General features: G+C 74.0%; 23 protein-coding genes and 2 pseudogenes. 11 read left to right on the top strand and 14 right to left on the bottom strand.

The genetic code is table 11. The features are described from left to right. Positions 1-42 precede the first annotated feature (42 nt). Complete coding sequence (gene nth / locus ACFOY6_RS09910; RefSeq protein WP_379636202.1) at positions 43-711, bottom strand: endonuclease III; 669 nt, start codon at positions 709-711, stop codon at positions 43-45. A 364-nt stretch (positions 712-1,075) separates the two neighbouring features. Here nth and ACFOY6_RS09915 point away from each other — a divergent pair, with 364 nt between their 5' ends. Next, on the top strand, positions 1,076-1,606 hold the full coding sequence (locus ACFOY6_RS09915; RefSeq protein ID WP_379650443.1) for a DUF2244 domain-containing protein: 531 nt from the start codon (positions 1,076-1,078) through the stop codon (positions 1,604-1,606). 68 nt (positions 1,607-1,674) lie between these two features. Then, positions 1,675-2,145, top strand: a complete 471-nt coding sequence (locus ACFOY6_RS09920) for a hypothetical protein (protein ID WP_379650445.1) — start codon at positions 1,675-1,677, stop codon at positions 2,143-2,145. A gap of 91 nt (positions 2,146-2,236) precedes the next feature. Here the strand turns inward: ACFOY6_RS09920 and ACFOY6_RS09925 are convergent, their stop codons facing one another. After that, a complete protein-coding gene (locus ACFOY6_RS09925) occupies positions 2,237-3,241 on the bottom strand; it encodes an aldo/keto reductase (protein WP_379650447.1) in 1,005 nt (334 codons plus the stop codon). A gap of 131 nt (positions 3,242-3,372) precedes the next feature. Between ACFOY6_RS09925 and ACFOY6_RS09930 the strand changes: the two genes are divergently transcribed. Next, positions 3,373-4,275, top strand: a complete 903-nt coding sequence (locus tag ACFOY6_RS09930) for a LysR family transcriptional regulator (RefSeq protein WP_379650449.1) — start codon at positions 3,373-3,375, stop codon at positions 4,273-4,275. A gap of 179 nt (positions 4,276-4,454) precedes the next feature. On the opposite strand, the gene ACFOY6_RS09935 is transcribed toward ACFOY6_RS09930, so the two are convergent. Together ACFOY6_RS09935 and ACFOY6_RS09940 are read right to left on the bottom strand one after the other, a co-directional pair. Then, positions 4,455-5,864, bottom strand: coding sequence for an ammonium transporter (locus tag ACFOY6_RS09935; RefSeq protein ID WP_379650451.1), 1,410 nt, complete (start codon positions 5,862-5,864; stop codon positions 4,455-4,457). A gap of 41 nt (positions 5,865-5,905) precedes the next feature. Then, entirely contained in the window at positions 5,906-6,244 is a 339-nt protein-coding gene (locus tag ACFOY6_RS09940; RefSeq protein WP_109516504.1) for a P-II family nitrogen regulator, read from the bottom strand. A 195-nt stretch (positions 6,245-6,439) separates the two neighbouring features. Here ACFOY6_RS09940 and ACFOY6_RS09945 point away from each other — a divergent pair, with 195 nt between their 5' ends. Continuing rightward, the gene (locus ACFOY6_RS09945; protein WP_379650453.1) at positions 6,440-7,690 is read left to right on the top strand and encodes a UbiH/UbiF/VisC/COQ6 family ubiquinone biosynthesis hydroxylase; all 1,251 of its coding nucleotides are present in this window, start codon (positions 6,440-6,442) and stop codon (positions 7,688-7,690) included. 25 nt (positions 7,691-7,715) lie between these two features. Here ACFOY6_RS09945 and ACFOY6_RS09950 read toward each other — a convergent pair whose 3' ends face one another. From ACFOY6_RS09950 to ACFOY6_RS09970, 5 genes and pseudogenes are all read right to left on the bottom strand, one after another. After that, positions 7,716-8,351: a methyl-accepting chemotaxis protein gene (locus tag ACFOY6_RS09950; protein ID WP_379650496.1), complete on the bottom strand. Its 636-nt coding sequence runs from the start codon at positions 8,349-8,351 to the stop codon at positions 7,716-7,718. A 51-nt stretch (positions 8,352-8,402) separates the two neighbouring features. After that, positions 8,403-8,510, bottom strand: a pseudogene (locus ACFOY6_RS09955) (biphenyl 2,3-dioxygenase); the annotation flags it as partial. 89 nt (positions 8,511-8,599) lie between these two features. Continuing rightward, positions 8,600-9,496, bottom strand: a pseudogene (locus tag ACFOY6_RS09960) (PAS domain S-box protein); the annotation flags it as partial. Between the two features lie 76 nt (positions 9,497-9,572). Continuing rightward, entirely contained in the window at positions 9,573-10,463 is an 891-nt protein-coding gene (locus tag ACFOY6_RS09965) for an EF-hand domain-containing protein (protein ID WP_379650455.1), read from the bottom strand. Then, positions 10,460-12,031, bottom strand: a complete 1,572-nt coding sequence (locus tag ACFOY6_RS09970; protein WP_379650457.1) for a hypothetical protein — start codon at positions 12,029-12,031, stop codon at positions 10,460-10,462. The genes ACFOY6_RS09965 and ACFOY6_RS09970 overlap by 4 nt, the downstream gene beginning before the upstream one ends. A 153-nt stretch (positions 12,032-12,184) precedes the next feature. Between ACFOY6_RS09970 and ACFOY6_RS09975 the strand changes: the two genes are divergently transcribed. From ACFOY6_RS09975 to ACFOY6_RS09995, 5 genes are all read left to right on the top strand, one after another. Next, a complete protein-coding gene (locus ACFOY6_RS09975; protein WP_109516508.1) occupies positions 12,185-13,159 on the top strand; it encodes a Bug family tripartite tricarboxylate transporter substrate binding protein in 975 nt (324 codons plus the stop codon). Positions 13,160-13,161: 2 nt separating this feature from the next. Next, positions 13,162-13,713 carry a tripartite tricarboxylate transporter TctB family protein gene (locus ACFOY6_RS09980; protein WP_379650459.1) on the top strand — a complete coding sequence of 184 codons (552 nt, stop codon included), beginning with the start codon at positions 13,162-13,164 and terminating at the stop codon, positions 13,711-13,713. A gap of 4 nt (positions 13,714-13,717) precedes the next feature. After that, positions 13,718-15,205, top strand: a complete 1,488-nt coding sequence (locus ACFOY6_RS09985; RefSeq protein ID WP_379650461.1) for a tripartite tricarboxylate transporter permease — start codon at positions 13,718-13,720, stop codon at positions 15,203-15,205. 69 nt (positions 15,206-15,274) lie between these two features. Further along, positions 15,275-15,892 carry a cysteine peptidase family C39 domain-containing protein gene (locus ACFOY6_RS09990; RefSeq protein WP_379650463.1) on the top strand — a complete coding sequence of 206 codons (618 nt, stop codon included), beginning with the start codon at positions 15,275-15,277 and terminating at the stop codon, positions 15,890-15,892. Positions 15,893-15,999: 107 nt separating this feature from the next. Next, complete coding sequence (locus ACFOY6_RS09995) at positions 16,000-16,995, top strand: dienelactone hydrolase family protein (RefSeq protein WP_109516511.1); 996 nt, start codon at positions 16,000-16,002, stop codon at positions 16,993-16,995. Positions 16,996-17,037: 42 nt separating this feature from the next. Here the strand turns inward: ACFOY6_RS09995 and ACFOY6_RS10000 are convergent, their stop codons facing one another. The 3 genes from ACFOY6_RS10000 to ACFOY6_RS10010 form a co-directional block, all read right to left on the bottom strand. Next, positions 17,038-18,219, bottom strand: coding sequence for a PQQ-dependent sugar dehydrogenase (locus tag ACFOY6_RS10000; RefSeq protein WP_379635606.1), 1,182 nt, complete (start codon positions 18,217-18,219; stop codon positions 17,038-17,040). Positions 18,220-18,223: 4 nt separating this feature from the next. Then, a complete protein-coding gene (gene trxA / locus ACFOY6_RS10005) occupies positions 18,224-18,556 on the bottom strand; it encodes a thioredoxin TrxA (protein ID WP_379635604.1) in 333 nt (110 codons plus the stop codon). Between the two features lie 182 nt (positions 18,557-18,738). Continuing rightward, a complete protein-coding gene (locus ACFOY6_RS10010; protein ID WP_379650466.1) occupies positions 18,739-20,868 on the bottom strand; it encodes a YjbH domain-containing protein in 2,130 nt (709 codons plus the stop codon). A gap of 126 nt (positions 20,869-20,994) precedes the next feature. On the opposite strand from ACFOY6_RS10010, the gene ACFOY6_RS10015 reads away from it, so the two are divergent. Both ACFOY6_RS10015 and ACFOY6_RS10020 read left to right on the top strand, forming a co-directional pair. Next, positions 20,995-21,651 (top strand): DUF1028 domain-containing protein, encoded by a 657-nt coding sequence (locus ACFOY6_RS10015; RefSeq protein ID WP_109516514.1) that lies wholly within the window; start codon positions 20,995-20,997, stop codon positions 21,649-21,651. Positions 21,652-21,825: 174 nt separating this feature from the next. After that, positions 21,826-23,004 carry a M20 aminoacylase family protein gene (locus tag ACFOY6_RS10020; RefSeq protein WP_379650468.1) on the top strand — a complete coding sequence of 393 codons (1,179 nt, stop codon included), beginning with the start codon at positions 21,826-21,828 and terminating at the stop codon, positions 23,002-23,004. Positions 23,005-23,055: 51 nt separating this feature from the next. Here the strand turns inward: ACFOY6_RS10020 and ACFOY6_RS10025 are convergent, their stop codons facing one another. Both ACFOY6_RS10025 and ACFOY6_RS10030 read right to left on the bottom strand, forming a co-directional pair. Continuing rightward, positions 23,056-23,799, bottom strand: a complete 744-nt coding sequence (locus tag ACFOY6_RS10025; RefSeq protein ID WP_379635599.1) for a 2OG-Fe dioxygenase family protein — start codon at positions 23,797-23,799, stop codon at positions 23,056-23,058. 4 nt (positions 23,800-23,803) lie between these two features. Then, entirely contained in the window at positions 23,804-25,099 is a 1,296-nt protein-coding gene (locus ACFOY6_RS10030) for a c-type cytochrome (protein WP_379650470.1), read from the bottom strand. Positions 25,100-25,108: the final 9 nt, after the last annotated feature.

Below are 25,108 nucleotides of genomic sequence, written 5' to 3' on the forward strand. Positions count from 1 at the left end.
TTGCGTTGCAGATGTGATGCCCGGCTGCGCGGTGCCGCCGCCTCACCCCGCTCCGGAGCGTGCCGGGGCGGCGGGCGGCCACGGCACCTTGTCGGCGTAGTTGCAATGCGCGCGCGCCACGCAGTGCCAGCATTCCGGCAGCCGCGCCTTGCAGATGTAGCGCCCGTGCAGGATCAGCCAGTGGTGCGCGTCGCGCAGCAGCTCGGGCGGCACGCGCTTCATGAGCTCCTCCTCCACCGCGCGCGGCGTCCGGCCCGGCGCCAGGCCGGTGCGGTTGCCGAGGCGGAAGATGTGCGTGTCCACCGCCATCGCCTCCTCGCCGAAGGCCACGTTGAGCACCACATTGGCGGTCTTGCGGCCGACTCCGGCCAGCGCCTCCAGCGCCGCCCGCTCGGCCGGCACCTCCCCGCCATGCCGCTCCAGCAATTGCTGGGACAGCCTGATGACGTTGCGCGCCTTGGCCTTCCACAGCCCGATGCGGCGGATATGCGCGCCCACCCCTTCCTCGCCCAGCGCCAGCATGGCGGCGGGGGTGTCGGCCACCTGGAACAGCGTGGCGGTCGCCTTGTTCACCGAGACGTCGGTGGCCTGGGCGGAGAGCGCCACCGCCACCAGCAGCGTGTAGGGCGAGGTGTAGTGCAGCTCGGTGCGCGGCGCCGGGTTGGCCTCGGCCAGGGCGCGGACGAAGGCGGCGGCCTGCGCCGCGGACATGCGGCGGGCGCGGCGCGGCGCCTCGGCCGTGCCGTGCAGCGGGCGTTTCGCGGCGGCGCGGCGGAGGGTGGCGGCGGGCACGGCCCCGGACTGTGGTGCGCCGGGCTGTGGCTCCCCGGGCTGTGGCTCTCCGGGCAGGGACGTCTCCGTTGCGGGTGCCTCGGAAACAAGCGTCCCGGAAGCGGCGGCCTCGGAAGCGGGCGCCCCGGGAGCAGGGGCCTCGGGAGCAGGGACCTCGGGAGCAGGGACCTGGGGCGGCACGGCGGCGCGGCGGGGGCGGGCGGGCGGCTTCATGCGGTGTTCCATCAGAAGGGGTGCATATTCCATCTTCGCGAACCGCACTCCCAGCCTATGTTTGGGCGCGATGCCCGCAACCCCCGAGCCGATCCCCGCCGAGCCGGTCCTGTTCGAGGCGATCAGCACGCCGCCCCGCAGCTTCCGGCCGCGCGGCTTCGTGGTGATGCTGGGGCTCGGCCTGCTCTGGTCGCTCGGCGGCGGCATCGCCTTCGTGCTGATGGGCGCCTGGCCGGTGCTGCCCTTCCTGGGGCTGGAGGTGGCCGGCGCGCTGGCGCTGGTGGCGCTGCACCACCGCTGGTCGGGGCGGGCGCGGGAGGTGGTCTCGCTCACCCGGCAACACCTCCTGGTGCAGCGGCGCGACGGCACCGGCCGCTGGGAGCGCGCCGTGCTCGACCCCTACTGGGCGCGGGTGGAATGGAGCGAGCGGCAGGGGCTGGCGCTGGTGCAGCGCGGCCGCCGGGTGCCGATCGGGCGCTTCCTCTCGGAGGAGGAGCAGCAGGAGCTGGCCGCCGCCCTGCGCCGCGTGCTGGCCGAGTACCGCACGCCGGTCTTCGACAACCCGCAGCTCCGCAAGGCGCGGCCTTACAAGCCAGAGTGATGCTGCGCTGCACAAGAAGCTGCTAGGATGGCGCACCAAGGGCCTTTCCCTTCTGGAGTGCCATTCCGATGAACAATCCTTTCGCCCACGGCCAGCGCGCCGCCCGCCACGCCAATGCCGTGATGACCACGCTGGAGGCGGCGCGGCAGGTGATCGACCATCGCCTCTCGGCGGATGCGGCGCACCGGCGCGGCCCGGTGGCCACCCTGCTCGAGGTGGGGCGCATGGTGCCGGAGAAGATGCTGGCCTTCTCGGCGGGCGGCGCTGCGCTGGCGCAGGGCGGCATGGCGCTGGGCCAGCGCGCCCTGGAGTACAGCATGGCCGAGATGGAGGCCGCGCACCGCGCCACGCTGCGCGCGACCGGCACGCCCAACCCGCTGGCGGTGGCCGGCCTGCAGGCGGAATGGGCGATGGGCGCCATGAGCCGCGCCCAGGGCTTCGGCGCCGCCTGGACGGGGCTGTGCCTCTCCATGGCGGAGCAGGCGCTGCGGCCCGTCCACACCGCCGTGACGGAGAACCACCGCCGCCTGCGCGGCTGAGGGTGGGGCGGCGCCCGCCCGCCGGCGTCGGCCGGGCGGGCCGGCCGGGGCGGGCCGCCGCCTGGTGCGGCGGGAGGGCGCCGGCCGGGGCTCAGCCCACCGGGCGCTCACTGTCCATGTGCGCCAGCTGCGATTCCGGGTAGCGCGCCCCGGCCGCCGCGCCGGGGGGCACCGCCGCCGCGATGGCGGCCAGCTCCGCCACGCCGGGCGCCAGGCCACAGGCACCCAGCGCCTCGGCCAGCCGGTCGCGCCGGCGGGCGCCGACCAGCGGCACGATGTCGGCGCCCTGCGCCGCCACCCAGGCGATGGCGATCTGCGCCACACTGGCGCCGCGTGCCGCGGCCACGCCGCGCAGCGCCTCCACCAGGGCCAGGTTGTGCGCCAGGTTCCCGCCCTGGAAGCGCGGGCTCATGGCGCGGAAATCCCGCGCGCCGCCGCCATGGCCGGCCGACCAGTGGCCGCTCAGCAGCCCGCGCGAGAGCACCCCGTAGGCGGTGACGCCGATGCCGAGCGCCCGGCAGGCGGGCAGAATCTCCGCCTCGATCCCGCGCGAGAGCAGCGAGTACTCGATCTGCAGGTCGGCGATCGGGTGGGCGGCGGCGGCGCGGCGGAGGGTGGCGGCGCCGACCTCGGAGAGGCCGACATGGCGCACATGCCCGGCCCGCACCAGCTCGCCGATGGCGCCCACCGTCTCCTCGACCGGCACGGCGGGGTCGAGCCGGGCGGGGCGGTAGATGTCGACATAATCGGTGCCCAGGCGCTGCAGCGTGTAGGCCAGGAAGTTGCGCACCGCCGCCGGGCGGGCGTCGTAGCCCGACCACTCACCGGCCGGGCCGCGCAGCGCGCCGAACTTGACGCTGATCACCAGATCCTCCCGGCGGTGGCGGCGCAGCGCCTCGCCGATCAGCATCTCGTTGTGGCCCATGCCGTAGAAATCGCCCGTGTCGAGCAGGGTGATGCCGGCCTCCACCGCGGCGTCGAGGGTGGCGAGGCTCTCGGCGCGGTCGGCGGGGCCGTAGAAGTCGGACATGCCCATGCAGCCAAGGCCGAGGGCGGAGACGGAGGGGCCGGTGCGGCCCAGGCGGTGGTGGTCCATGGCGGTGCCTTTCTGCGGGATGCCGCCCGGGGCGGAGGGCGTGGCCGGAGAATGGGCGCTGGGCGGCTGTGCGATAAGGCGGCATGATCCGCACGGGGCATGCGGCTCCGGCGAACAATCGGAGGCGCGCCATGCGGCCACCCCTGGCGGATCTCGACCTCCTGGCCGGCGTGGCGCGGCACCGCAGCTTCCGCCGGGCGGCGCAGGAGGCGGGGCTCTCCCCCTCCAGCCTGAGCGAGCGCATCCGCGCGCTGGAGGATGCGCTGGGGGTGCGGCTGCTGCACCGGACCACACGCAGCGTCGGGCCCACCGAGGCGGGGGCGGCGCTGCTGGCGCGCCTCGGGCCGGCGCTGCGCGAGATCGGCGAGGCGCTGGCCGAGGCGGGCGGCGCGCAGGGCGGGGCCGGCGGCACGCTGCGCATCAACGCCCCGCAATCGGCGGCGCAGCTGGTGCTGGCGCCGCTGCTGCCGCGCTTCCTGGCGGCGCACCCCCGCGTCACGGTGGAGGTGGTGGTGGAGGATGGCTTCATCGACATCGTGGAGGGCGGCTTCGACGCCGGCATCCGCTATGGCGAGAGCTTGGCGCGGGACACGGTGGCGGTGCCGCTCGGCGGGCCGCAGCGCTACGTGCTGGTGGCGGCGCCGGCGCTGCTGGCCCGTTGCGGCACGCCCGCCGCGCCGCGCGACCTGCTGGGCCTGCCCTGCATCCGCCACCGCTTCCCCGGCGGCAACCTGCCGCCCTGGGTGTTCGAGCGCGGAGCGGAGAGCGTCGCCATCCGCCCGGAGGGGCCGCTCGTCACCACCGACCCGCATGTGGAGCGCGCTGCCGCCCTGGCCGGCGCGGGCTTCCTGATGACTTTCGAGGAATGGGTGTCGGAGGACATCGCCTCCGGGCGGCTGGTGCCGCTGCTGCGGGAGTGGCTGCCGCCCTTCGAGGGGCCGTTCCTCTACTACGCCTCGCGCCGCCACCTGCCGGCGCCGCTGCGCACCTTCGTCGCCTTCCTGCGGGCCCTGCCGCGGGACGCGGCGGAATAGCCCGGCCGCGGGACGCGGCGGAACAGGGACCGCGGGACGCGGCGGAAAAGGGACCGCGGGACGCGGCGGAACAGGGGCCGCGGGAGGCGGCGGAACAGGGGCCGCGGGACGCGGCGCATGAAAAAAGGCGCCGGGGTTGCCCCCGGCGCCCTGGGGCCCTTCCCCCGGAGGGGAGAGGCTCAGCCGAGCCGCTCGCCGTGCAGCGAGACGTCGAGGCCCTCGCGCTCCTCCTCCTCGGTGACGCGCAGGCCCACCACCACGTCCACGACCTTCAGGATGATCCAGGTGCCGATCGCGGTGAAGATGAAGGTGGCGACCGTGGCGTAGACCTGGATCAGGAACTGGTCGAAGGAGCCGGAGATGCCCTCCGGCGCGCCCGGCGTGGCCGAGAGCGGGCCATAGGCGAAGACGCCCACCAGCAGCGCGCCGACGATGCCGCAGATGCCGTGCACGCCGAAGGCGTCCAGGCTGTCGTCATAGCCGCACCAGTGCTTCAGCGTGGTGGCGCCCCAGAAGCCGGCGAGGCCCGCCACCAGGCCGATGATCAGCGCCGGCACCGGCAGCACGAAGCCGGCGGCGGGGGTGATGGCGACGAGGCCCGCCACGGCGCCGGAGATGGCGCCCAGCACCGAGGGCTTGCCCTTGGTCATCCACTCCGCGGCCACCCAGGCCAGCACGCCGGCGGCGCCCGCCACCTGCGTCACCAGCATGGCCATGCCCGCGCGGCCGCCGGCGGCGCCCGCCGAGCCGGCGTTGAAGCCGAACCAGCCCACCCACAGCAGCGCCGCGCCGATGACGGCCAGGCCCAGGTTGAAGGGCGACATGTTCTCGGAGCCGAGGCCGGTGCGCTTGCCAAGGACGATGGCGGCCACCAGGCCGGCCACGCCCGCGTTGATGTGCACTACCGTGCCGCCGGCGAAGTCCAGCGCGCCGAGGGCGAAGATCCAGCCATTCGGGTGCCACACCCAGTGGGCGATCGGGCTGTAGATCAGCAGCGACCACAGCACGGTGAACAGCACGAGCGCCGAGAACTTCATCCGGTCCGCCACCGCGCCCGTGGCGAGCGCCGGGGTGATGATGGCGAAGGTCATCTGGAACATGATGAAGACGGTCTCGGGGATGGTGAAGGCCACCGCCGCGTCGCCGCTGCCGAGCGTGAAGGGCGCGTCCCAGCTGGGCGCCACGCCGGTGAGGAACAGCTTGGAGAGGTCGCCGATATAGGCGCCGCCCTCGCCGAAGGCCAGGCTGTAGCCCGCCACCATCCAGATGACGCTGCACAGCGCCGCCAGGAAGAAGGACTGCATCATGGTGGCCAGCACGTTCTTCTTCCGCACCATGCCGGAATAGAACAGCGCCAGGCCGGGGATGGTCATCATCAGCACCAGCGCGGTGCTGGTGAGCATCCAGGCGGTGTCGCCGGTGTTGACCGCGGGCGCCTCCTCCTGCGCCAGGGCCGGCAGGGACAGCAGCAGGGCGGGCGCCAGGGCGGCGGCGGTGGCGGCGGCGGTGGCGGCGGCGCCGCGTGCCAGGCCGCTCAGCCGGCCGGGCCCGGGGGTGGCGGGGGTAGAAGGGGCGGATGCCGTTCGCATCGTCCTCGGTTCCATTGTCGTCTGGTTGGCGGGGAGAGGCGTCACAGCGCCGAATCGTCGGTCTCGCCGGTGCGGATGCGCAGCGCGCGCTCCACGTCCAGCACGAAGATCTTGCCGTCGCCGATCTTGCCGGTGCGCGCGGTGGTGGCGATCGCCTCCACGACCGCGTCGACCATGTCGGCCGGCACCGCGACCTCGATCTTCAGTTTGGGCAGGAAGGACACGTGGTATTCCGCGCCGCGGTAAATCTCGGTCTGGCCCTTCTGCCGGCCAAACCCCTTCACCTCGGTCACGGTCAGCCCCTGCACGCCGAGCGGGGTGAGCGCTTCGCGCACCTCGTCCAGCTTGAAAGGCTTGATGACGGCCATCACCAGCTTCATGCGCTGCGGTCCCCTCGTTACTTCCGCGTGGCTGCTCTCCCCAATGCGAGCGCCGTGCCACACGCCCCCGCAAGGCTTGCGGCCCCGCGACGCGACCCCATCTGCCCAGGAATTGGGCAGCTGCATCCAACGGAAGCGCGGCGTTTCAGCGCCGGCGGCTTTCGGAGCGGGGCGCGAAGGGGCAGAATGGGCGGCATGACGAAACGCATCGAGGTCGCGGTCTGCATCATTGGCGCGGGGCCGGTCGGCGCCACGCTGGCCGCCGCGCTGGCCGCCGGCGGCGTGCCCGCCGCCCTGGTGGACAGCGCGCCGCTGCCACCCATGGAGCTGCCGGAGTTCGACGGCCGCGCCTATGCCATCGCGCTCACCAGCCGCAACCTGCTGGAGGCGGCGGGGGTGTGGCCGCTGCTGCCCTGGGCGCCCGGCCCCATCACCCGCATCCGCTGCGCCGACGGCCTGCCGGGCGAGGCGCCGAGCCGCCTGGCGCTGCATTTCGACGCCGCCGAGACCGGCGCCGGCCCCTTCGGCTGGATGGTGGAGGCGCGGGCGCTGCGCATGGCGCTGAACGCGCGCATGGGCGCGCTGGCGCATCTCAGCGTGCATGCCCCCGCCCGCGCCGAGGTGACGCGCACCCCGGAGGGCGCCGAGATCCGCCTCTCCACCGGCGAGACCATCGTGGCGCGGCTGGTGGTGGCGGCCGAGGGGCGGCGCAGCCCGCTGCGGCGGCAGGCCGGCATCGGCGCCGCCACGCTGGACTACCGGCAGACCGGCATCGTCGGCGCCGTGGCGCATGAGCGGCCGCACGGGCAGGAGGCGCTGGAGCAGTTCCTGCCCAACGGCCCCTTCGCCCAGCTTCCCCTGGCGCCGACGGCCGAGCACCCCAACGCCTCGGCCATCGTCTGGTCGGAGAAGCGGGCCATCGCCGAGCGGGTGCTGGCGCTGCCCGATGCCGAATACGGCCGCGAGATCCAGCGCCGCATGGGCGACCATCTGGGGAAGGTGACGCCGATCGGCCGCCGCTGGTCCTACCCGCTCACCGCCATGCACGCGCTGCGCTACACCGACACGCGCCTGGCCCTGGTGGGGGATGCGGCGCATGGCATCCACCCCATCGCCGGGCAGGGGCTGAACCTCGGCTTCCGCGACGTGGCGGCGCTGGCCGAGCTGGTGGCGCAGGCGCTGGCGCGCGGCGAGGACCCGGGCGGCCCGGCGCTGCTCGCCGCCTACCAGGCGCGGCGCCGGCCGGACGCGATGCTGATGCTGGGCGCCACCCACGCGCTGGAGCGGCTGTTCGGCAACAGCCTGCCGCCGCTGCGGCTGGCCCGCCGCCTCGGCATGGGGGCGGTAGAGCGGATGCCGCGGCTGAAGGATTTCTTCGCCCGCCGCGCCATGGGCTTCGGCCCGCTGACCGGCAGCCTGATGCTGGACCGCCCCGGCGGCGCCTGAGGCGGGGCCGGGGAAGCCAGCCCCCCTAGCTTTCCGGCCTGCTGCTGTTGAGGGCGCGGATCGACTGGCCGAGCACCTCGATGCGGCCGGTGGTCTCGTCCACCAGCTGGCGGATCTCGCGCGCCGCCTGGCCGGAGCTGTTGGCCAGCTGCCGCACCTCCTGCGCCACCACGGCGAAGCCGCGCCCGGCCTCGCCGGCGCGGGCGGCCTCGATGGTGGCGTTCAGCGCCAGCAGGTTGGTCTGCGCGGCGATGCCGTTGATGGTGCCGCTGATCTGGCCGATGCGGCGGGAGGAGGCGGCCGCCTCCTGCATGGCCGCCTCGGTGTTCTGCACGGTGACGCGCCGCGCGGTGACGTCCACCCCGCACATCAGGATGCCGCTGACCGCGCCGCTGAAATCCCGCAGCTGGCTGAACACCGCGTCGAGCCACAGCGCGGGCTCGCTGCCGGGCCAGGGCATCTCGCGCCGCAGCGTCTCGCCGCGCATCACCGCCGCCTGCGCCGCGCCGTCCAGCACCTGGTCGAGGCACAGGCGGCCGGGGAGCTGGTCGCTGGCGGAGAGCATCTCGCCCTGCCGCGACCACTCGGCCACGGCGGTGGTGGCGCAGATGGCGCTGAGCTTCTGGTCGAAGCTGAGCGCGCGCTGCTTCGTCTCGGTCACGTTGGCCTGGATGGAGATGAAGGCGCTGAGCGCGCCATCCGCCCCGGAGACAGGGTTGATCGCCAGGCTGATCCAGTAGCTGCTGCCATCCTTGTGGTAGTTGAGGATCTCGTCCTGGACCGGCCGGCCGGCCTGCAGCGCGGCGCGGATGCGCTGCACCGTGGCGGGGTCGGTCTGCGGCCCCTGCAGGAAGAGCCGGGGATGCGGCCCAGCACCTCCGCGGCGCTGTAGCCCGTCATCCGCGTGAAGCCGTTGTTGACGTAGCGGATGCGCCGGTCCGGGCCGCAGATGACCACCGAGTTGTCCGTCTCGTCCGCCACCATGGAGAGCAGGCGGATCTGCTCGCGCCGCTGCACCTCCTCATGCACGTCGCGCACGAAGGCGGTGTAGGTCTGCCGCCCGTCATCGAGCCGGATGCGCGAGAGGGAGAGGCTGCCCCAGATGACGCTGCCATCCTTGCGATGGATCTCGACCTCCCGCGCGGTGCCGACGATGCGGTCCTCCCCCGTGGCGCGGTTGCGGTTCACGAAGCTGTCGTGCTGCGGCTGGATCGCCTTCGGCACCAGCATCCGCACGTTCTGGCCCACCACCTCGGCGGCGGCGTAGCCCCAGAGCCGCTCGGCCGCCGGGTTGAAGAAGGTGACGGTGTTGTGCTCGTCGATCGTCACCACCGCGTCCAGCGCCTGCTCCAGCGTCTGCCGCATGCCCTCGCGCACCGCCCGCTCGGCCGAGACGTCCCGCACGAAGGCGGTGTAGCCGGTGCCCTGCGGCGTGCGCAGCCGCGAGAGGGAAAGGCTGCCCCAGATGACGCTGCCATCCTTGCGGTGGATTTCGACCTCGCGCGAGGTGCCGACGATGCGGTCCTCCCCGGTGTCGCGGTGGTGGCCCACGAAGCTGTCGTGCTGCGGCTGGATCGCCTTCGGCACCAGCATCCGCACGTTGCGGCCCAGCACCTCGGTGGCGGCGTAGCCCCACAACCGCTCGGCGGCGGCGTTGAAGAAGGTGACGTTGTTCTGCGCGTCGATCGAGACGACGGCGATGATGCATTGCTCAAGGGCCTGCCGGGCCAGGGCGCCGAGGGTGCCGCCCTCGGGCGAGGCGTCGGGTTGGTCGCCGCTTTCGGGCGGCCGCAGCCAGGAGAGCATCCGCTGTTCCCTTGAAGGAGGAATGTCCTTCCTAGGGCCGCGCGGGCGAAGATTCTCTAAAGCGCGGCGCGCCCGCTCAGGGGGCCGTCACCCCGTCGAGCAGGCCGCGCAGCAGGCCGATGCCTTCCTGCACGCCCTCCAGCCGCAGCGGCCGGCCGCCCTCGGCGCCCAGGCTGCGGGTGAGGGCGGTGCGGTCCTGGCCCAGCTCGGCGGCGGAAAGGCGACCGTCGCCGTCATAATCCAGGCTCTCCATGGCGAAGCGGCCGATGGCGACGCCGGCCAGCAGGCCGCCGCCGCCGGCCGCCAGCACGCCCTCCGGCGAGGCATCCTCGGCGGCGGCCATCACCCAGGTCATGCCGCGCACCAGCCGGGCGATCTCGGCCACCGAGAGCAGCCCGTCGCCCGAGACGTCGCCCTCCGCCACCAGCGCGGCGAGGCAGCCGGCGCTGCCGGCCCCGGGGCCGCCGCAGGCCGCCTCCAGCACCTCCAGCGCGCCGAGCATCGCCAGGCCCTCGCCATGCAGCGCGGCCAGGGCGGGCGGCGGCGCGGCGCAGCGGCTCCAGGCGGCGAGCGGGGTGTCGCCGGGCAGGCGGTCGTCGCGCAGCTTGGCGTCCGGCTCGGCGGTCTGCAGCGCCGTGGCGTCGCCGCGGAGCAGGATGCGCGGCGCCTCGGCGCCACGGCCGGTGCCCACCGTCCAGCCCGCCTGCGCGCGGGATTCGGCGAAGCGGATCAGCCGCGCCGGGCCATCGGCCGGCAGCCGCGCCACGGCGCGGGCAGTGACGTGCAGCATGGCCGTGGGGCTGGCGCAGCCGCCGGCGAACCAGGGGCCGCGCAGCGCCGGCGGCACGGCGGCCAGGGGCGGGGGCGGGGCGGCGGGCTGCGGCTGGGCCTTGGCGGCTCCGGGAAGCAGCGGGGGTGCGGACAGCAGGGCCAGGGCCAGCAGCCCGGCGGCGGGAAGGCGCATCATGGCAGGGCCACCTCGGTGCCGGAGCACAGGTCAAAGCGGGGTCGGTCCACCTCCCGCCCGTCGCGGAAGACGGCGCGCAGGTGGCCGGTGCAGCCCACCGCCTCGGGCGGGGCGAAATCCAGCGTCTCGCCACGGCCGAGCACGGTGCTGCCCAGCCGGTCCGGCCCGCGCGGCGCACCCACGGCATCGACGTACAGCTCGACCAGCGGCGCCGGGCCGGCGTTGCGCAGGCGCACGCTGCCCTCGCGCGGCGGGCCCTGCTCCAGCGTGCCGGCGCCCTGGTCCAGCCGCTCCGCCAGCACCCAGCCGGGGCGCAGCACGATCAGCGCGGTGTCGCAGATGTTCACGCCGCGCCGCTCCTCGGCGCCGCCATTGCCGAACACCACCCGCAGGTCGATCTCGCAGGCGCTGCGCAGCACCACCTCGGCGCGGGCACCGCGCTCCAGCGCGCCGCCGGGCAGGCGGTCCTCGCCCCAGTCGGTGTCGTCGGTGGCGGAGGCATAGACCTCCTGCACCGGCGCGGCGTGGCGGTTGAGCAGGGTGAAGGCGCGCTCCGGCGGGCGCGGGATGCCGCTGCCGTCGAACAGGATGGAGGTGCCGGCGCAGAGATCGGCGCCCGGCTTCTCCTCCGCCGTCTCGTCGTCATACACCACGCGCAGGTCCAGCTGACAGGCGCGGCTGCGCAGCCGCAGGCGGAAGGTGGTGCCGGGCTCCACCATCACCGGACCGAGCCGGTCATGGCCCCAGGCCGGGGCGCCGGAGCGCCCGGCGGCGCCCGTGCCGTTCGCCGTGCCGGTTGCCGTGCCGGCATAGAGGTTGCGGATGGCGCGGCCGGTGCCGTTGGCGATCTCGGCCTCCCGCCAGGGGATGGCGGGGTCGCCGAAGCTGACACGGCTGTTGCGGCAGAGATCGACGCGGCGGCGCTCCTCCACCGTGTCGTCCTCGAACACGGCGGTGAGGTCGAAGAGGCATTCGCGCGCGCGGCCGAGGCGCAGGCGGGTGGTGGCCTCGGGCGCCACCGTCTCGGTGCCCAGCCGGTCCGGGCCGCGCCCGGGGGCGCCGCTCGGCATGGCGTAGAGCTCGCGCAGCGCGAGGTCGGTGTCGTTCACCACCGTCGCCTCGCGCAGCGGCGCGCTGGGGTCGCCGAAGGTGACGCGGCTGCTGCGGCAGAGATCGACGCCGCGCTTCTCCTCGGCGCTGCCATCGGCCAGCACCACGCGCACATCGAACAGGCAGAGGCGCTGCCGGCCGAGCGGCACGCGCAGCGCGGCGCCGCTGGGCAGGCTGTCCTCGCCCAGCCGGTCCGGCCCCTGCTCGACGCTGCCGGCGGGGGCGATGTAGAGCTCGCGCAGCGGCAGGCCCAGCTCGTTGGCCACCACCGCCTCGCGCTCCTGCGGCGCGGCGGGGCGGGCGGGGGCGGCGGCGGGGGGCGTGGGCTGGGCGGCGCCGGGCTGGCGGGCCTCGGCCGGCATGGCGGACAAGAGGGGCGGCAGCCAGCGTGGCGCCACGAGGCCCGCCAGCCCTGGTGCCGCGAGCAGGGCCAGCACCATCGCCACGCGCAGCCGCATCAACGCCGTCTCCCGAAAGTCGGGCCAGAATGAGGCGGCGGCCGGCGCAGCGCAAGCACCGGCGCCCGGGGGCGGAACCGCAAATTGCGATTTGCGAAACCGGTGATTCTCGCGCAACATCATTCTAACCGACTGCTTTATGGAGGAAATTTTATGCTGCGCCGCACACTGCTCTCCACGGCCCTCGCGGCTGCCACCCTGCCGCTCCTGGGCGGTGGCGCCCGCGCGCAGCAGCAGCAACAGCTCTACTCCTCCCTGCACGTCTTCATCCCCGCCGGCCCCGGCGGCGGCTGGGATGGGCTGGGCCGCGCCATCGAGCAGGTGGCGCGCCAGGCCGGGCTGGTGGGCAACTTCCAGTTCGAGAATGTCGGCGGCGCCGGCGGCACGGTGGGGCTGCCGCGCTTCATCTCGCAGCGCCGCGGGCGCGAGGGCAGCATCCTGGTCGGCGGCGCCGTCATGGTGGGCTCGGTGCTGGCCAACAAGTCGCCCTTCGGCCTGAAGGACGTGACGCCGATCGCGCGCATGACCACCGAGCCGGGCATCATCGTCGTGCCCGCCGGCAGCGACATCAAGGACCTGCAGGGCTTCCTCGACGCGCTGAAGAGCAACCCGGGCGGCACCTCGGTGGCCGGCGGCAGCGCCGGCGGCATCGACCACATCGTGCTCGGCCTGCTGCTGAAGAGCCAGGGCCGCTCGGCCAAGGAGGCCTCCTACGTCGCCTTCGCCGGCGGCGGGCCGGCCCAGGCCGCCATCCTCGGCGCGCAGGTGAAGGCCGGCATCTCCGGCGTCTCGGAATTCGCCGAGCAGATCAAGGCCGGGCGGATGCGGGCGCTGGCCACCACCGGCGAGACGCGCAGCCTGCCCGACGTGCCGACGCTGAAGGAAAGCGGCATCGACATCACCCTGGGCAACTGGCGCGGCGTGTTCGGCCCGCCGGGCATCAAGCCGGAGACGCGCGAGGGGCTGGTGAAGTTCGTCACCACCCTGCACGGGCTGCCGGCCTGGAAGGAGATGATGGAGCGCCAGGGCTGGGAGGACGCCTTCCTGCCCGGCGAGGCCTTCGAGGCCTACCTGAAGCGCGACGAGGCGGCCACCGCCGAGGTGCTGCGCGAAATCGGCCTGATCTGAGCATGACCGGCACGACCGGAGAGCCCGGCACCATGCCGGGCCCTGCCGACGCCCCGGTGCCGGATGCCCGGATGCGGGCCGCGCTGCGGCGGTCCGACCTCGTGGTGGGGGGGCTGGTGCTGCTGCTCGGCCTGCTCTGCCTGTGGCAGGCCGCCATCATTCCCACCACCCCGCTCTATGCGCAGGTGGGGCCGAAATTCACCCCCTACCTGGTGGGCGGCATGGTCTGCGTGGTGGGGGCGGGGCTGACCCTCTCCGCTTTGCGCGGCGGCTGGTCGCACACCCTGCCGGAGGTGGCGGAGGCGCCGCCCACCAACTGGCGCGCCCTCGGCCTGCTCGGCGCGGGGCTGGTGGCGAACCTGGCGCTGATCGACACGCTGGGCTTCGTCTTCGCCGCCACGGCGCAGTTCGTGCTGGTGGCCGCCGCCTTCGGCAGCCGCCACCCGCTGCGCGATCTCGGCATCGGGCTGGCCGTCACCTTCGGCGCCTATCTGGCCTTCGACAAGCTGCTGGGCGTCAATATCGGCGCCGGCATCCTGGAAGGGATTCTGTAGCTCCATGGATGTCTGGTCCGGCCTGGCCTTCGGCTTCGGCAACGCGCTCACCATCACCAATCTCGGCTGGGCGCTGCTCGGCTGCTTCCTCGGCACCGCCATCGGCGTGCTGCCCGGCATCGGCCCGGCGCTGACCATCGCGCTGCTGCTGCCCATCACCTTCCAGGTGAGCGCCACCGGCGCCTTCATCCTGTTCTGCGGCGTGTTCTACGGCGCCATGTATGGCGGCTCCACCACCTCCATCCTGCTCAACACGCCGGGCGAGAGCGGCTCCATCATCACCGCGCTGGAAGGCGCCAAGATGGCGCGCAACGGCCGCGCCGGGCCGGCGCTGGTCACGGCGGCGGTGGGCAGCTTCATCGCCGGCACCATCGGCACGCTGGGCCTGTCCTTCCTCGGCCCCATCGTCGTCGAGTTGGCGCTGAAGCTGGGGCCGGCCGAGTATTTCTCGCTGATGGTGCTGTGCTTCGTCACCGTCTCGGCGGTGCTGGGCGGCTCGGCGCTGCGCGGGCTGGCCTCGCTCGGCCTCGGCTTGCTGATCGGGCTGGTGGGCATCGACCTGCAGACCGGCCAGCCGCGCCTGACCTTCGGCATCCCCGAGCTGCTGGACGGCATCGACGTGGTGCTGGTCGCCGTCGCCCTCTTCGCGGTGGGCGAGACGCTCTACCTCGCCTGGCGCCATATGGAGGGCAAGCAGGAGGTGCGCGAGGTCGGCCGGCTGATGATGACGAAGGAGGACTGGAAGCGCTCCACCGGCCCCTGGTTCCGCGGCGCGCTGCTGGGCTTCCCCTTCGGCGTCATGCCGGCGGGCGGCACCGAGATGCCCACCATGCTCAGCTACTACGCCGAGCGGAAGCTCTCGAAGCACCCGGAGGAGTTCGGCACCACCGGCGCCATCGAGGGCGTGGCGGGGCCTGAGGCGGCCAACAACGCCGCCGCCGCCGGCGTGCTGGTGCCGATGCTGACGCTGGGCCTGCCCACCTCGGCCACCGCCGCCATCATGCTCTCGGCCTTCCAGTCCTACGGCATCCAGCCGGGGCCGCTGCTGTTCACCAGCCAGGGCGAGCTGGTCTGGACGCTGATCGCCTCGCTCTACATCGCCAACATCATGCTGGTGGTGCTGAACCTGCCGCTGGTGGGCCTCTGGGCGCGCATCCTCAAGATCCCGACGCCGCAGCTCTACGCGGGCATCCTGGTCTTCGCCACCATCGGCACCTACGGCATCAGCAACTCCGTGGTGGACCTGATGCTGCTCTACGGCATCGGCATCATCGCCATGTTCATGCGGCGCTTCGAGTTCCCGCAGGCGCCGGTGGTCATCGGCATGATCCTGGGGCCGATGGCGGAGCAGGCGATGCGCCAGGCGCTGACCATCAGCCAGGGCGACTGGACCACCTTCGTCACCCGCCCCGTCTCGCTCAGCATCCTGCTGCTGGCGCTGCTCGGGCTGGTCGGGCCGCGGCTCTGGGCGCTGGCGGCGCGCCGGAGCTGAAAGCCCGCGACGCCACCCCCCGGCCGGGGGGGCGGCGTCGCCCTGTCCTTCCCGCCCGAGAGCCCCGCCGTGACCGAGCCCACCCGCACCCCCTATTTCAGCCAGTGGGAAACCCCCGGCATGACGGCCGCCGTGCTGGCCGAGGGCGCCGAGACCGCGCTGCTGCGCGACCCGGCCTGGCGCGGCTCGGGCGCCGCCAGCGTCGAGGAATACGCCCGCTGGGCCGGGCATCTCTGCGGCATGGCCTGCCTGAAGATGGTGCTGGCCGCGCGCACCGGCGTGGCGCACCCCATCCTGGAGCTGGCGCGCGGCTGCGCCGCCGAGGGCGGCTATGTGGAGGAGCCGGACGGGCAGATCCGTGGCCTGATCTACGCGCCCTTCCTGCGCTACGTCGCCGCGCGCTTCGGCCTGCGCGCCACGATCCGCCTGGATCTCGCGGCGGCGGAGATCGCGCCGCTGCTGGCGGGGGGCGGCTACTTCATCGCCTCGGTGCACAAGGACATCCGCTGGCCGGAGCGCGCGCCGCCGCACACGGGCGGCCATCTCGTGCTGGTCACCGCCGCCACGCCTGGGGCCATCACCTTCCACAACCCCTCGGGGCACGAGGCGGCGGCGCAGCGGGACGTCTCCCTGCCGCCCGCGGTGTTCGGCCGCTTCTTCGCCGGGCGCGGCATCGCCATCGCCTGAGCCGCGCCGGGTGGCTTTCCCTTGGCGCTTTCCCTTGGCGCCGGGGGGTGGAACGCGCTTTCCTCTCCGCCCCGGCCACCCGCACGCGCGCGGTGAGGAGACGCCCGATGCATCCCGCCCTTTGCCTTCTGGCCGCGCTGCTGCTGCTGTCGCTGCCCGTCCCGCCCGCCGCCGGGCAGGAGGCCGCCAGCCTTCCCGGCCGCATCGAGTTGCACGCCATCCCCTCCCGCACGCTGAGCGATGCCGAATTCCTGCGGGGCGAGGCCGGGGCGGGGCAGGCGGTGACCACGGCGGGCGAGCTGCGCCTGCCGCCCGGGCAGACGGCCTGGCAGGCGGGCCGGCTGCCCGTCGCGGTGCTGATGCACGGCTCGGGCGGCATCGATGGCGGGATCGAGGCCTGGGCACGGCTGCTGAACGCCGAGGGCCTCGCCACCTTCGTCATCGACGGCTTCACCGCGCGCGGCCTTGTCGCCACCAACACCGACCAGGCGAAGCTCGGCCGGCTGAACCTGATCCTGGACCTCTATGGCGCGCTGGAGGTGCTGGCGCGGCACCCGCGCGTCGATCCGGAGCGGATCGTGCTGATCGGCTTCTCGCGCGGCGGCAAGGCGGCGCTCTACGCCGCCACCGAGCGCTTCCACCGGCTGTGGAACCGTTCCGGCATCGGCTTCGCCGCCTATCTCGCCTTCTACCCCGACTGCTCCGCCCGCTACCGCGACGACACCCGGATGGTGGCGAGGCCCATCCGCCTGTTCCATGGCGAGGCGGACGACTACACCCTGGCGCGCAGCTGCGCCGCGCAGGTGGCGCGGATGCGGGAGGGCGGCGCCGACATCGCCCTCGCCACCTATCCCGGTGCGCATCATGGCTTCGACTCGCCGCTGAGCGATGCCCCCGGCGTCGCCACCCATTCCCAGACCCTGAGGGCCTGCGTCATCGAGGAGCGGGAGCCGGGGCGGCTGGTCAACGCCGCCACCGGGGCGCCCTTCGCCTACAGCGATGACTGCGTGCAGAGGAACCCGCATGGCGGCGGCCAGCCGGAGGCGCGCGCGGCGGTGCGGCAGGCGGTGCTGGAGGAGGTCCGGGCCGCGCTGGCGAAGTAGTAGGCAGGGCGGGGCGGGTTTTCTGCCGCCCCGCCGCCGGCCTCAGCTTCCGGCGGGTTCCAGCCGCAGGATGCGGCCGCGGGATTCGTCGGTCAGCAGGTAGAGGAAGCCGTCGGGGCCCTGCGCCACCTGCCGCAGGCGCTGCTGGCCCCATAGCAGCCGTTCCTCGCCGGTCACGCGGTCGCCCTCCACGGTCAGGCGCAGCAGGCCCTGGCTGCTCAGCGTCGCCAGGAACAGGTTGCCGCGCCAGGCGGGGAAGGCATCGCCCGTGTAGAAGGTGGCGCCGGAGGGGCTGATCGAGGGCGTCCAGTGGCGCAGCGGGTCCTGCATGCCGGGGCGGGATTCCGCCTCGTGGATGCGCGCGCCGCTATAGGCCACGCCATGCCCCACCACCGGCCAGCCGTAATTGGCCCCGGCGCGGACGAGGTTGATCTCGTCGCCGCCGCGCGGGCCCATCTCCACCTCCCACAGCGTGCCAGTGGCGGGGTTCACCGCCAGCCCCTGCGGGTTGCGGATGCCGGAAGCGTAGATCTCGGGGCGCACCCCCTCGCGGCCGAGGAAGGGGTTGCCGGCGGCGGGGCGGCCGTCGCGCTCCAGCCGCAGCAGCTTGCCGGCGAGGTCGCCCATCTCCTGGGCGCGGTCGCTGTCGCGCTGGCGGTCGCCCGTGGTCATGTAGAGCTTGCCGTCGCCGCCGAAGGCGATGCGGCAGCCATAATGGCCGTTGCCCGTCTGCGCCGGCGTGGCGTCGAGCAGGGTCTGCACCGCCTCCAGCGAGGCAGCGTCGGCGCTGAGGCGGGCGCGGGAGAGGCGTGTCAGGTTGCCGCCGGAGACGCTGGCGGCCTGGCAGAAATACAGCTCGCGGGTTTCCGCGAAATCGGGTGCGAGGCGGATGTCGAGCAGCCCGCCCTGGCCGGCGGCGGCCACCGGCGGCACGCCGGAGAGCGGGGCGGAGACCTGCCCCTCGCGGCTGACCAGCCGCAGCCGGCCGGGGCGCTCCGTCACCAGCATCCGCCCGTCGGGCAGGAAGGCGGCGCCCCAGGGGTGTTCCAGCCCCTCGGCGAAGCGGACGACGCGGAAGGCCGTGGCCTCGCTCCGCACCACCGCGCCCGCTCCCTGGCCGGAGGCACCTGTCGTCTGCGCGCAGGCGGGGGCGAAGACCCCGGCCAGCACGCCGCCGGCCAGGGCGATCGCCCCGCGCCGGCCGTGGCTCCGCGTCCCCGCCAAGCCGTTACTTGCCCAGCGCGGTGGCGATCCAGTCCTTCAGCTGGCTCTTCGGCAGGGCACCGACCTTGGTGTCCACCGGCTTGCCATCCTTGAACAGGATCATCGTCGGGATGCCGCGCACCGCGTACTCGTTCGGCGTCATCGGGTTCTCGTCGATGTTCACCTTGGCGATGGTGAGCTGCCCGGCATAGTCCTTGGCGACCTCGTCGAGGATCGGCGCCACCATGCGGCAGGGGCCGCACCACTCGGCCCAGAAATCCACCAGCACGGGGCCGGAGGCCTGCAGCACATCCTGCTTGAAGCTGTCGTCGCTGACGGCCTTGGTGAGTTCGCTCATCGTGTCTTTTCCTCATGCGGCCCGGTGCGCGGGGGCAGGAAGGCACCCCGCCGGGCGCGCGGCTTGCGGTGGAGAGTCGTGTCGCCAGGGCGCCGGGTCAAGCGTTCCCACTCGTGGAGCTGATAACCGCCCGGAGAGCGGCCCGCGGCATAAGGGCCGGCCGCCGCCGTGCCAAGCGGGCGCTATCGCGAAAAACCCGGCACGCCGCGCCGCAGCGCCTCGGCCCGGCCTTCGCGGGAGACCTCCCAGAGCGGGTTGTCCATCGCCAGGCGCTGCCCGCCATCGCGCTGCACCGGGCGCACCACCACCCCGCCGCGTTCCGCGCTCTCCCGCCCGAACAGTGCCAGCGGCACCCGGACATAGACGCCCTTGTCGAAGGAGCCCTCGCCGAAGCGGGCGGCGGAGACGTTGGTGAGGGTGGCGAAGCCGCCGACCTCGATGCCGGATTCGAAGCGCCGGCCCAGCTCCAGCGTGGCGCCCCAGTCGCCCGCCAGGTAGCGGCCGGCGCGCGCCACGCCGTAGAGGTTCCACACCGGCAGGTCGGCGTAGAGGGAGAGATGGCCGGTGGCCACCGAATAGCCCTGGAAGCCCAGCTTCTGGTCGAAATCCCGCTGCGCCACCCAGGCCAGGTCGAGGCCGAGCGCCCAGGGCTTCTCGCGCGGCCGCCACAGCACCTCGCCCGATAGGCCGCCGAACATCGGCTCCAGGTAGCCGGCGCTGGCGCGGGCCAGCCAGTCCGGCGCCAGGTTCCAGATCCGCTCGGCATAGAGGGTGGCCAGTGCGGTGCGCCCCTCCCGCGCATAGGCGGCCTCCTCGCTGCGCACGCGGGGCAGCCGGCTGTCGGAGGGCAGGCCGCCCGAGAGGTTGCCCAGCAGCGCCTGCCGCACCGAGCCGGCCAGCGCCCAGCCGCCGCCCAGCACCTCCGGCCCGAGGCCGACCCGCCCCCCCGCCGCCAGCCCCGCCTGCCAGCGCAGCGTGCGCGAGGGATCGCCGAGCGAGAGGCCAAGGGTGGGGGCGATGCCCCAGGACCAGTCCACCCCGCCGGGCCGGGCGGCGCCGGGGGCGAGATCCCCCGTGGCGGGCAGCAGGGTGGCGCCGAGCCAGGCCTCCTCGGCGCTGGCGCGGTGCCAGGCGGCGCCCTCCAGCGCGGCGCGCGGAATCTCCAGCACGCCAATCTCGGCGCCCGCCTGCCACCAGCGCAGACGCAGCATCTCCACCCCCGGCGGCAGCGCGGCCTGGGTGGCGCGCAGCACCCGCGACGCCACCTGCGGGAACTCCCGGAAACGGCCGCCGGCCAGCGCGATCTCGGCCACCAGGCCGGCGCGGTGATAGGCCACGGGCTGGAAGCCGGCGGCCTCCAGCGCCGCGAACACCGCCTGCGCCTCGGCTGCGGGCGAGAGGGCGGCGGGGGCCGGGCGGCGGGGCAGGGGGGGCGGCGCGGGCAGCGGGCGGGCGGGCGGGTCGTCCGGGTTCAGCCGCAGCGAGAGGCGCAGCAGCAGGTCCGTGCCATGCACCCAGTGCAGCCCGGCATCGAGCCAGTCGTTCGACCATTGCAGGCCGAGATTGACGCGGGATGCCGCCTCGCCGCGCAGTCCGGTGCGGCGGGCGGGGTAGCCGCCGCGCTCGTCACGCAGCGCGTCGCCGCTCCATTCCAGCTTGGCGCGCAGCCCCTCCACCGCGCCCCAGGGTGTTTCCAGCGCCGGCACCGACCACTCCACCCCGGCGAAGGGCGCCACATCCGCGCCGCGGAACCAGTTGCGCCGCAGCGTGCCGCCACGCCCGACATCGCGCGGGCGGTCGCGGAAGCGGTCATCCAGCAGCGCCAGCGGGCTGGTCCATTCGCCGCCCGAGCCCGCGCGCCCCCAGCCCAGCCCGGCCGAGAGGTCGAAGCCGTGCCAGCGCTTGGAGGCGACGATGTACTCGCCCGCGTAGATCCCGGTGCCGATGATGTCCTGGAAGCCGACCGCCACGGCAGGGGTGGTGTCGCTCTCCTGCAGCAGGCGCAGCTTGAGGTCGAAGGCGCGGTCGGTGGTCATGCCGCGCCCCGTCGTGCCGTCCAGGCGCTCGGTCAGGCGGAAGGTGGTCTCCAGGAAGGGCAGGGCCTGGAAGTTGACGAACCAGAAGCGCCGCTGGTGCCGCAGCGCCGTGCCGGCCTCCAGCGTGCCATCCTCGCGGAAGCGGGCGTTGCGCGTCTCGATCAGCCCGGCGCCGCCATAATCGCCGCCGGTGGCCGGAATCTCCTCGGCCCGTCCGGTGCCCACCGGCGGGAGGAGCAGCGCCAGCAGCAGCAGCCCCGCCCGGCGGAGGGCCATGCGTAAACCACCTCTGAAGTATTATCACGAAATCGTGAGTTTATACGCCGCCCCGCCCCGTGGCGCCACGACAAAGCGCCGCCCCCGGATGGACAAGCGGATGCTTCGCCCGTTGAATGCGCGGCCATGACCTTTTCCCTGATCGGCCGTTGCGCGCGCACCGGCCAGTTCGGCGCCGTGGCCACCACCTCCGGCCTGTGCATCGGCGCCCGCGTGCCCTTCCTGGCCGCCGGCATTGGCGGCGTGCTGACGCAGCACCGCACCGACCCCCGCCTCGGCCCGCGCGGCGTGGAGCTGCTCCGCAGCGGCTGCACCGCGCAGGAGACGGTGGCGGCGCTGGAGGCCAGCACCCCCGATCATGGCTGGCGCCAGTTCGCCGCCATCGACCGCGCCGGCCGCACCGCGCATTTCCACGGCGCCCGGGTGAAGCCCGCGCACAACCACGCGCATGGCGCCGACTGCGTGGCCATCGGCAACATCCTGGCCAGCGACCAGGTGCCGCGCGCCATGGTCGATGCCTTCCTGGCCCACCCCGAGGCGCCGCTCGGCGACCGCCTGATCGACGCGCTGAAGGCCGGCGAGGCGGCGGGCGGCGAGGGCCGCCCCCTGGTCAGCGCCACGCTGCTGATGGTGGCCGAGGAGAGCTTCCCCTACGCCGACCTCCGCATCGACCGCGACGCGGACCCGATCGGCGCGCTGGAGGCGCTGTGGCGGGAGTATGCGCCGAACATCGACGAATACGTGCTGCGCGCCGTGGACCCCGACCGGGCGCGTGGCGGCTGAAAGGAAGGGTTCTTTTTTGGAAAAAAGAACCAAAAAACTTTTGTCAGTTGCCGAAACGCTGGTGGAAAGCATGACGCCAAACTGAAAGAAGTCTTTTTGCTTCTTTTTCTTCAGAAAAAGAAGATTATTTACTTTAAAGCTTAAAATACTGATTCCGAGCGAGGACACCGCCCTATGCCCATCCCCAACCGCATCGCCGACTTCCTGCCCGAGATGACCGCGTGGCGCCGGGACTTCCACACCCACCCCGAGCTCGGCTTCGAGGAGCGGCGCACCAGCGACATCGTGGCCGAGAAGCTGGCGGGCTGGGGCATCGAGGTGCATCGCGGCCTCGGCAGGACCGGCCTCGTCGGCGTGCTGAAGGGCAATGGCGGGGAGGGCGGCAGCATCGGGCTCCGCGCCGACATGGATGCGCTGCCGATGCCCGAGGCCAACGGCTTCGAGTATCGCAGCCAGAACCCCGGCGCGATGCACGCCTGCGGCCATGACGGCCACACCGCCATGCTGCTCGGCGCCGCCAAGTATCTCGCCGAGACGCGGAACTTCGCCGGCACCGTCCACTTCATCTTCCAGCCCGCCGAGGAAGGGCTGGCCGGCGCCAAGGCGATGATCGAGGACGGGCTGTTCGACCGCTTCCCCTGCGATGCCGTCTACGGCATCCACAACGACCCGCACATGCCGCTCGGCACCTTCCGCGCGCTGCCCGGCGTCATCCTGGCGGCGTCGGACACGGTGGAGATCGTCATTCGCGGCAAGGGCGGGCACGGCGCGCTGCCGCACCTCTCGGTCGATCCGCTGCTGGTCGGCGTGCATGTGGTGAGCGGGCTGCAATCCATCGTCAGCCGCCGGACGGACCCGCTCGGCAGCGCGGTGGTCTCCATCACCCAGTTCCACGCCGGCAGCGCCGACAACGTCATCCCCGACGAGGCGGTGCTGCGCGGCACGGTGCGCACCCTGCTGCCCGAGGTGCGGGACGCGGTGGAGCAGGCGATCTCCGACATCGCCACCATCACCGCCCGCGCGCATGGGGCCGAGGCCGTGGTGCGCTACCACCGCCGCTACCCGCCCACCATCAACCACGCCGCCGAGGCCACCCGCGCCGCCGACGCCGCCGCCGAGATCTCCGGCGAGGCGAAGGTGATCCGCGAGGGGCTGCCGATCATGGGCGGCGAGGACTTCTCCTTCATGCTGGAGAAGCGGCCGGGCGCCTTCCTGTTCGTCGGCCAGGCGGAAGCGGGGGGGAAGGGGAGCAACCCCGTCCACCACCCGACCTACGACTTCAACGACAACCTGCTGCCGGTCGGCGCCGGGTTCTTCGCGCGGGTCGTGGAGCGGGAGCTGGCGCGGAAGTAGGCAAGGCTGGGGGAAGGAATTCCCCCAGGCCCCCATCTTCTTTCTGCCGGATCAGGCCGCCCGGAAGGTCAGCACCAGCACGTCCCGGTGCCCAGGCCGCGCCGGGTCGAGCGGCGCGATCGGCGTCACGCCATGCCAGACGCGGTGGTCGTCCAGCAGCACCGTGTCGAGCGGGGCGGAGAGGGTGAAGCTCCGCTCGCCCGGCTGGCCGTCCACGCGGATGCCGGTCTCGCCGCCCGCCACGTTCTCGCGGCCGATCAGCGCCACCAGAACATAGTCCACGCCGTCGCGGTGCATGCCCTCGGGCGTCGGCTTGCCGGCCTCGTCGGGCCGGGCCTGGATGCGGAACTGGTGCATCTCCACATGCCAGTCCCGCCCCGGCGCCACGCCGTCGAACACCGCGCGGGCGCCGCGCAGCAGCGCCGCCAAGGCGGGGCTGGCGGCGGCCGCCTCCGTCACCGGCGCGAACCAGCGCTGCACCCCGCCATTGAGCGCGTTGAACTCCAGCCCCTGGTAGTGCGGCTGGTGCGGCGCGCGCGCCAGCGCCGGGTCGCCCGCGCGCAGGCGGAACACGGCGTGGCGGCGCAGCCGGTAGCGGCCGCCATCGGCCATGTGGGCGTCCGGCTCCAGCGCCTCCCAGCTCCGCGCGAACTCGGCCCAGGCCGGGCCGGAGAGCGCGGTGCCCTCGGGGTCGAACAGCGCCCGCGCCGCCTCGGCGGGCAGGGCGACATAGCCGGCGGCACCGATCGCGGCGCCCGGCTCGTCCTGGATCGCGGCGCGCACGGGGTCATGCATGGGTTCAGTCCTTCGTCGCCTGTTCGAGGAAGCGCAGCAGCGCCGCCATGTCGTCGTCATCGCCGATGGTCTGCACCGGCATCCGCGTCCCCGGCGTCACCACGTCGGGGCCGCGGGTGAAGAGATCGGCCACCGTCTCCTTCGTCCAGACGATGTCGCCACGGGACAGGCGCTCGGAATACGCATAGCCGGCGATGCTGCCCATGCGGCGGCCGAACAGCCCGGCCAGATGGGGCCCCGCCTTCAGGTCCGCCTGCCCCTCGGGCGGCGCCGTCAGGCTGTGGCAGGCACCGCAGGCGCGGAACACGCGGGCGCCGTGCAGGTCGAGCCCCGCCACGCGCTCGGGCGGCGGGGCGGGCTCGGCGCCGAGGGCCGCGCCGCTCGCCATGTCGAAGGCGGCCAGGCGGCGCTCGGCGCCGGCGGCGCAGAGGCGGGTGCCATCCGGCGCGAAGGCCAGCGCCCAGACGGGCTGCCCCGCCGAGGGCAGGCTGTGCCGCAGCCGCCCCTCCGGCAGCGACCAGACGAAGACGCCGCCCCCCGGCCCGGCGGCGGCCAGCAGCGCGCCATCCGGCGTGGCGGCCAGGGCGGCGAGGGGGGAGGAGCCGGCCTGCAGCCGCCGCTCCCGCCCGGCGGGGCCGAGCAGGCGGATGGCACCATCCACCCCGGCGCTGGCCAGGGTGCCGTCGGGCAGGGCGAGCAGGGCGGTCTGCGGCAGGCCATAGGTGGCCAGCAGCCGGGGCGGGCCATCGGCGGGCCAGCCGCGCAGCGTGCCGTCGGCGCCCGCCGTCACCGGCAGGCCATCGGCGCGGAAGGCGGCGCCCGTCACCTGCCCTTCATGGCCCTCCAGCACGCGCGGCGCGCCGCCGGCCAGCGGCCAGAGCCGCGCCGTGCCGTCCCAGCTGGCGGAGAGGAGCCAGGCCCCGCGCGCGGCCAGGGCGGCGATGGCGCTGCCATGCCCCTCCAGCACGCGGGCGGGGGTGGCGCCGCCCGCGGCGGGCCAGAGGGCGATGCGGCCATCGGCGCCGCCGCTGGCGAAGCCGCCGCCCGGCAGCGCCGCCAGCGCCTGCACCGCCTGCCCGTGCCAGCGGGTGACGGAGAGCGGGCGGGAGAGGTCCGGCGGCCAGAGCATCACCGCCTGGTCGAACCCGCCCGAGGCGATGCGGCCGCCATCGGCCGCCATGGCCAGGGCGCGCACCGGCCCGCCATGCAGCGGCAGGTCCTGCGCCGCCACCGGCAGGGCGGCGGGAGTGGCCAGGAGGGCGGCGAGGAAGGTGGCGAGCAGCGGCGGGAGACAGCGCATGGCGCGGGA

The sequence above is a fragment of the Teichococcus aestuarii genome (assembly GCF_042651065.1).
In the GTDB taxonomy this organism is placed as follows: Bacteria; Pseudomonadota; Alphaproteobacteria; order Acetobacterales; family Acetobacteraceae; genus Pseudoroseomonas; species Pseudoroseomonas aestuarii.

Coding starts and splice junctions, on each gene's coding strand:
- ACFOY6_RS10010 (WP_379650466.1), bottom strand. CDS start 20,868: ATGGCCCTCCGCCGGGCGGGGCTGCTGCTGCTGGCGCTGCTCCTCCCG.
- ACFOY6_RS09980 (WP_379650459.1), top strand. CDS start 13,162: ATGACCGGCACGACCGGAGAGCCCGGCACCATGCCGGGCCCTGCCGAC.
- ACFOY6_RS09995 (WP_109516511.1), top strand. CDS start 16,000: ATGCATCCCGCCCTTTGCCTTCTGGCCGCGCTGCTGCTGCTGTCGCTG.
- ACFOY6_RS09925 (WP_379650447.1), bottom strand. CDS start 3,241: ATGGACCACCACCGCCTGGGCCGCACCGGCCCCTCCGTCTCCGCCCTC.
- ACFOY6_RS09935 (WP_379650451.1), bottom strand. CDS start 5,864: ATGCGAACGGCATCCGCCCCTTCTACCCCCGCCACCCCCGGGCCCGGC.
- ACFOY6_RS09970 (WP_379650457.1), bottom strand. CDS start 12,031: ATGCGGCTGCGCGTGGCGATGGTGCTGGCCCTGCTCGCGGCACCAGGG.
- ACFOY6_RS10015 (WP_109516514.1), top strand. CDS start 20,995: ATGACCTTTTCCCTGATCGGCCGTTGCGCGCGCACCGGCCAGTTCGGC.
- ACFOY6_RS10030 (WP_379650470.1), bottom strand. CDS start 25,099: ATGCGCTGTCTCCCGCCGCTGCTCGCCACCTTCCTCGCCGCCCTCCTG.
- ACFOY6_RS10020 (WP_379650468.1), top strand. CDS start 21,826: ATGCCCATCCCCAACCGCATCGCCGACTTCCTGCCCGAGATGACCGCG.
- ACFOY6_RS10025 (WP_379635599.1), bottom strand. CDS start 23,799: ATGCATGACCCCGTGCGCGCCGCGATCCAGGACGAGCCGGGCGCCGCG.
- ACFOY6_RS09915 (WP_379650443.1), top strand. CDS start 1,076: ATGCCCGCAACCCCCGAGCCGATCCCCGCCGAGCCGGTCCTGTTCGAG.
- nth (WP_379636202.1), bottom strand. CDS start 711: ATGTCCGCGGCGCAGGCCGCCGCCTTCGTCCGCGCCCTGGCCGAGGCC.
- ACFOY6_RS09965 (WP_379650455.1), bottom strand. CDS start 10,463: ATGATGCGCCTTCCCGCCGCCGGGCTGCTGGCCCTGGCCCTGCTGTCC.
- ACFOY6_RS09985 (WP_379650461.1), top strand. CDS start 13,718: ATGGATGTCTGGTCCGGCCTGGCCTTCGGCTTCGGCAACGCGCTCACC.
- ACFOY6_RS09940 (WP_109516504.1), bottom strand. CDS start 6,244: ATGAAGCTGGTGATGGCCGTCATCAAGCCTTTCAAGCTGGACGAGGTG.
- trxA (WP_379635604.1), bottom strand. CDS start 18,556: ATGAGCGAACTCACCAAGGCCGTCAGCGACGACAGCTTCAAGCAGGAT.
- ACFOY6_RS09920 (WP_379650445.1), top strand. CDS start 1,675: ATGAACAATCCTTTCGCCCACGGCCAGCGCGCCGCCCGCCACGCCAAT.
- ACFOY6_RS09930 (WP_379650449.1), top strand. CDS start 3,373: ATGCGGCCACCCCTGGCGGATCTCGACCTCCTGGCCGGCGTGGCGCGG.
- ACFOY6_RS09975 (WP_109516508.1), top strand. CDS start 12,185: ATGCTGCGCCGCACACTGCTCTCCACGGCCCTCGCGGCTGCCACCCTG.
- ACFOY6_RS09945 (WP_379650453.1), top strand. CDS start 6,440: ATGACGAAACGCATCGAGGTCGCGGTCTGCATCATTGGCGCGGGGCCG.